At 68.8% G+C, this 5,937-nt stretch carries 2 protein-coding genes and 2 pseudogenes; 3 read left to right on the forward strand and 1 reads right to left on the reverse strand.

Going from position 1 to position 5,937, the window contains the following annotated elements; genetic code table 11:
- Nucleotides 1-493, reverse strand: a pseudogene (locus GUY59_RS45615) (excinuclease ABC subunit UvrA); the annotation flags it as partial.
- Between the two features lie 736 nt (nt 494-1,229).
- On the opposite strand from GUY59_RS45615, the pseudogene GUY59_RS51595 reads away from it, so the two are divergent.
- From GUY59_RS51595 to GUY59_RS45630, 3 genes and pseudogenes are all read left to right on the forward strand, one after another.
- Nucleotides 1,230-4,384 (forward strand): annotated as a pseudogene (locus GUY59_RS51595) (Tn3 family transposase).
- 156 nt (nt 4,385-4,540) lie between these two features.
- On the forward strand, nt 4,541-5,515 hold the full coding sequence (locus GUY59_RS45625) for an acyl-CoA desaturase (RefSeq protein ID WP_138208582.1): 975 nt from the start codon (nt 4,541-4,543) through the stop codon (nt 5,513-5,515).
- A gap of 57 nt (nt 5,516-5,572) precedes the next feature.
- Nucleotides 5,573-5,937, forward strand: a 365-nt coding sequence (locus GUY59_RS45630) for a DUF5994 family protein (RefSeq protein ID WP_212746364.1), incomplete at its 3' end; no start/stop codon positions are given.

Here is a 5,937-nt window from a genome sequence, read left to right on the forward strand (position 1 = left end):
CGCCCACCCCGTGGCAGTCCCCACAGCTCCCTTCCGGCGTAGCGCGGTCGAAGTGAGCGGTTGTCAGATGTCCATCTCCGCTGCCCGCCGCCGGGTCCGCGTCGATCCCCGGGAGGCGCGAGTACAGCAGCCCCAGGTGCCCGTCGATGCCGGTGATCGTCGCGACAGTGGAGCGCGGGTTGCGGTTCAGACGGCGCTGGTCGACCGCGAGCGTCGCGCCGAGTCCCAGGATGCGGTCGACCTTCGGCCGGTTGCGCTGGGTGATGTACTGCCGTACGAACGGCGAAAGCCCTTCCAGATAGCGCAGCTGGGCCTCGTTGTGCAGAGTGTCGATCGCCAGCGAGGTCTTGCCGCTGCCACTCACCCCGGTGAAGGCGACAAGCAGCCCCTTGGGGATGCTCACGGATACATCCCGCAGATTGTTGGTACGAGCCCCCACCACGTCGATGGTCTCGCGCACCATGCTCGCGATGTCTCGTACGAATGCAGTCAACCTTCGTCCACCTTTCACAACGCAGCAGAACAGGGGCGGACAGGCTCTCCGCCCATGCCGAACAAACCGATATGCGGCCACCGCTCGTCATCAATTGAACTGAACGGCGCTGATCAGGGCCGGGCCGCCGGCGTCTTGCTGGCGTTACGCGCCACGCCGAAGTGCCACTCTCCGTGCGGAAGTGCGCATCCACGCCACCGATCCGCAGCTCGCCCTTCGCCGTCACGGTGGACAGGGCCTGGGCGCACGCGCCGGTGAGGATCTGCGTGGGCCGCGGTGTGGTCAGGGTGCGCTCGGTATTGGTGATCGAACGGAGATATGAGGTAGAGCGGGAGAGGGATGCATCAGGGAGGGCCTGTAGCTCTCTGAGCTCTTCTGCTGTCTCCTGCACTGAGGTCCTGATCCATCCTTTGTGGGTCCACACCCGCCGCCGACGGGTGAAACCATGCTTGCCTCAAAACCCGACACCGCATGTCATGTTTTCCACGCCGGCTTGCGAGCCACGCTGGGCCACCTGGCCGGACGCCGCACACAGCGCTGCCGACCGCAGAATCAGGCGCCGTTCTTAGTTCGGGGTTGAGGAACCTGCGGACAGCCGTTGGCGGTACCCGTGAGTAACTTAGCGGGATGCTTCGGCAGGTCGCTCTCGGGTTGATCATTTCCGTTCAAGATCTGGACTTGTGGTGTGCTTCCGGTTGTTACCGGGCGCTAGGTGGTGTGCCTACGGTCGTCGGTCATGCCTGCGGAGTTTCTGTCTGATGAGCAGCGGTCGGCGTACGCGAGGTTCAGTGAGATGCCGTCGCTGCCGGACATGGAGAAGTTCTTCTTCCTGGACGCCTTCGACCGGGAAGTGATCGGGCGGTCGCGCCAGGATTCACATCGCCTTGGCGTGGCGATCCAGATCGGGACGGTCCGGTACAAGGGCTTGTTCCTGGAGGACCCTCTGGAGGTGCCGTGGCCGGTGGTGGACTACCTGGCCGAGCAGTTGGGCATCGGGGACCCGTCGCAGGTGAAACGGTACGGTGAGCGACCGAAGACGGTCTATGAGCACGCGTGGATGATCCGGGACGCCTACGGCTACCACGACTTCGACGATCGGGAGTCGTGGCAGGGCCGGGCGCTGTCGAAGCGGTTCTTGACGTTCCTGCACGGGCGGGCGTGGACGCATGCCGAGGGGCCGACGGCGTTGTTCGATCAGTCGGTGGCGTGGCTGCGCCGGCATCGGGTGCTGCTGCCGGGGGTGACGGTGCTGGAGCGGCTGGTCGGCTCGGTGCGCGAGCGGGCGGATGAGCGCCTGTATGCGACGGTGACACGTCAGGTGGAGCGCGCCGATGCAGGGTTGCCGCGGGCGTTGTCGGGGCTGCTGGTGGTTCCTCCAGGGGCGCGGATCTCGGAGTTGGAGCGGCTGCGGCAGGCGCCCAAGCGGCAGTCGGGCACGGAGATGGCCAAGGCACTCAAGCGGGTGGACGACATCGCGGCGTTCCGGCTGGGGCGGGTGCGGGTGGACAAGGTGCCGGTGCGGCGGATGAAGACGCTGGCCAAGTACGGGGCGGGTACCAAGGCGCCGCTGCTGGCCCGCCTGGCTGAGCCGCGCAAGACGGCCACGATGCTGGGGGTGACCCGCTCGCTGGAGGCCGAGGCGATCGACGATGCGCTGGATCTGTTCGCGCTGTTGATGGCCACCCGGTTGATCTCGCCGGCGCGGCGCAAGTCGGCGGGCGAGCGGCTGGCGATGCTGCCGAAGCTGGAGAAGGCCTCCAAGCTGCTGTCGCGGGCGGGCCGGGTGCTGGTGGAGCAGCTGGACCTGGTCGCCGAGGTGGGTGCCGATCTGGATGTGGCCGCATTGTGGATGGCGGTCGTCGCGGAAGCGGGCGCGAGCAAGGAACAGGTGCTGGCCGCGCTGGAGCAGGTCGAAGAGCTCGTGCCGGAAGATAACGGGGCCGCGGAGGCGGCGCTGCGCGCCGCGCTGGTGGACAAGTACAACACCGTCCGCCCGTTCTTGAAGCTGCTGGGCGAGTCGAAGGCGTTGGGGGTTGCGGCGGGCGGCCGCAAGGTGCTGGCCGCGGTACGGCGCCTGCCGGAGCTGGCGCGCCAGCACGTCTCGCGCAAGCCCCTGCTGTCGAAGGAGATCGATGCCTCGCTGGTGAGCGCGGCCTGGAAGCGGCCGGTGTTCGCCAACTCCGATCTGCCGGCGGGTGCGGTCGATCGCGATGCCTATGTGGTGTGCGTCCTGGAGGCTCTGTTTCGGGCGCTGCAGGTGCGGGACGTCTTTGCCGCCCCGTCGCTGCGGTGGGCCGATCCGCGTGCCCATCTTCTGGACGGCAAGGCGTGGGAGGCGATCAGTGAGGACGTGCTCGCCTCGCTGTCGCTGACCGATCCGGTCGAGGCGCACCTGGATGCCAAGCTGCTGGCGCTGATGCGGCGTGGAAGCAGATGGCCGGCCGCCTGACCGAGGCCGGTGACGACGCCTTGGTGCGGGTGGTCACCCCGGCCGACGGGCACGCCCGGTTGTCGGTGGAAAAGCTTGGCGCGCTCGGCGAGTCGCCTTCCCTGAAGTGGCTGCGCGCGGCCTGCCAGGCGATGCTGCCGCGCATCGACCTGCCCGAGCTGCTGCTGGAGGTGCATTCCTGGACCGGGTTTTTGGACGCCTATGTGCATCTGGCCGATGTCTCCACGCGCATGCACGACCTGCCGCGGTCGCTGGTGGCGCTGCTGATCAGCGAGGCCTGCAATGTCGGCCTCACACCGGTGATCAAGGACGGGGACGAGGCGCTGACCCGCAGCCGACTCTCGCATGTCGACCAGAACTACGTGCGCGCCGAAACCCACGCCGCGGCCAACGCGATCCTCATCGAGGCCCAGCGCGGCGTGCCGATCGTGCAGTTGTGGGGCGGCGGGCTGCTGGCCTCGGTCGATGGGCTGCGCTTCGTCGTCCCGGTCCAGACGATCAACGCCGCTCCCTCGCCGAAGTACTTCGGCTACAAGCGCGGCCTCACACTCCTCAACGCAGTCAATGATCAAGTGATGGGGATCGGGCAGGTGGTGGTGCCGGGCACGCCGCGCGATTCGCTGTACATCCTGGACTGCCTGATCAACATCGACGCCGGCCCGCAGCCGGAGGTGGTCACGACGGATCAGGCCTCCGATTCGGACATGGTGTTCGGGATCTTCTCGATGCTCGGCTACCGGTTCGCGCCCCGTTTCGCGGACTTGGGCGACCAAAGGTTTTGGCGCGCTGACCTGTCTGACGGGACGACGCCGGCGTATGGGCCGTTGGAGGCGATCGCCCGCAACAAGATCAACCGGCAGAAGATCGCTACGCAGTGGTCGGATATGACCCGGGTGGCCGGATCGCTGGTGACCAACCAGGTGCGCGCCTACGACCTGCTGCGCATGTTCGCCCGCAATGGGCGCCCGACCCCGCTGGGGCAGGCGTTCGCCGAGTACGGCCGCATCGACAAGACCCTGCACCTGCTGTCCATCCTGGATCCGATCGACGACACCTACCGGCGCAAGCTCAACAAGCAGCACACCGTCCAGGAATCCCGGCACCGGCTGGCCCGCAAGATCTGCCACGGCGGCAACGGCCAGATCCGGAAGGCTTATCGGGAGGGCCAGGAAGATCAACTAGCCGCGTTGGGGCTGGTCGTCAATGCGGTCGCGCTGTGGAACTCGAAGTACCTGTCGGCCGCCGTCGACCAGCTGCGGGCGCAGGGCGTGCCGGTCAAGGATGAGGACGCTGCCCGGCTCAGCCCGCTCGGCCACGCCCACCTCAATGTCCTGGGCCGCTATGCCATCGCCTCCTCTGCCCCGGCCGGTGGGCTGCGGCAGCTCGGCGAGATCCCCGACGTGCCCGACAGCGACGCCGGCGCGGACGAGGAGGGGGTGTAGCCCCTCCCGTCCTCGCCAGGCCGGCGGGCCCCGAGAGGGCCCCGCCTGAGCGCGTCGATCGCGGTGGTGTGTAGCCGCGGCAAGCGTGGGAAGGCGGATTGGGTTCTGGCAACGCGTGACTGCGCGCCGCGATGAGAATAGGGAGGCAATGCTGGCATGGCTTCGACGGGCACAGGTGTCGTTGATCGTGAGCGGGTCGGCGTGGCGCCGATCCTCGATGGGCGTAAACCGGTCGCGGCGGTGGTCGCGTTGTGGGTGTTCGTGCTGGTGCCGTTCGCGGCACTGGCCGCCGCGATCCCCGTGGCCTGGGGGTGGGGGCTGAGCTGGACCGACGTGGCGATCGCGGCCGGTGCCTACATCCTCACCGGGCTCGGCATCACGGTGGGCTTTCACCGTTACCTCACCCACGGCGCGTTCAAAGCGAGCCGGTGGCTGCGGATCGGCCTGGCCGTAGCCGGGACGCTGGCGGTGCAGGGCTCGGTCATCCAGTGGGTGGCCGACCACCGCCGCCATCACGCCTTCGCCGATCGCGACGGTGACCCGCACTCGCCCTGGCGCTACGGCCGCAGCGTACGCGGCCTGGCCAAGGGACTGTTCTTCGCGCATATCGGCTGGATGTTCGGGCGTGACGTCACCAACCGGGAGCGGTTCGCCAAGGACCTGATCGCCGACACCGACATGGGCCGGGTGGACCGGCTGTTCGGGCCGCTGGTGGCGGCCTCACTGCTGCTGCCGCCCGCCGTCGGCCTGCTGGCCACCGGCACCTGGCGCGGCGCGCTGACCGCGTTCTTCTGGGGAGCCCTGGTACGGATCGCGCTGCTGCACCACGTCACCTGGTCGATCAACTCCATCTGCCACGTCTTCGGCGAGCGGCCGCTGAAAACCCGCGCCGGGGACCGGGCCGCGAACTTCTGGCCGCTGGCGCTCCTGTCGTTCGGCGAGAGCTGGCACAACGGCCACCACGCCGACCCCACCTGCGCCCGCCACGGCGTGCTGCCCGGCCAGATCGACATCTCCGCCCGGCTGATCCGGCTGCTGGAACGGTTCGGCTGGGCCCGTGACGTACGCTGGCCGACCCCGGCACGCCTGGCCGCACGCCTGGCCGCACAACGCCGCGAGCCTTCCTCATGACCGGCCCTGAGCCGGTGCGGCTCAGCCTGGATTCCGACCTCGCGCGCCGGGGGCGCGGTGGACGGGGCGTGGTGGCCCGCCAGCTACGACGCCGGCGCGGAACTGCCCGCCCTGATCGCCGCCATCGACCAGCGGCTGGAGCGGCGGGTTCTGCGCGTGGGCCTGCATGTGGACACCTGGGACAACATCCCGCGCCGCATCGCCGCCCCCGGCCGCCAGATCAGAGTGGGCTGGTTCCGCACCATCGACCCCCACCTGGTCAACCTGATCACCCCAGGGATCGAGCACCTCAACCTGCTGGTCATCCCGCCCGGCACCGCGCCCGCCGCCGCCGACAAGGCGCTCGGCCTGGCCACCCGGTGCCGGGGCCGTACCCGCCCCGGCGACATTCTCACCGCCGCAGACCCAGACAACCCCACCAC

Source organism: Nonomuraea sp. K271 (assembly GCF_009908215.1).
GTDB classification, from domain to species: Bacteria; Actinomycetota; Actinomycetes; order Streptosporangiales; family Streptosporangiaceae; genus Nonomuraea; species Nonomuraea longispora.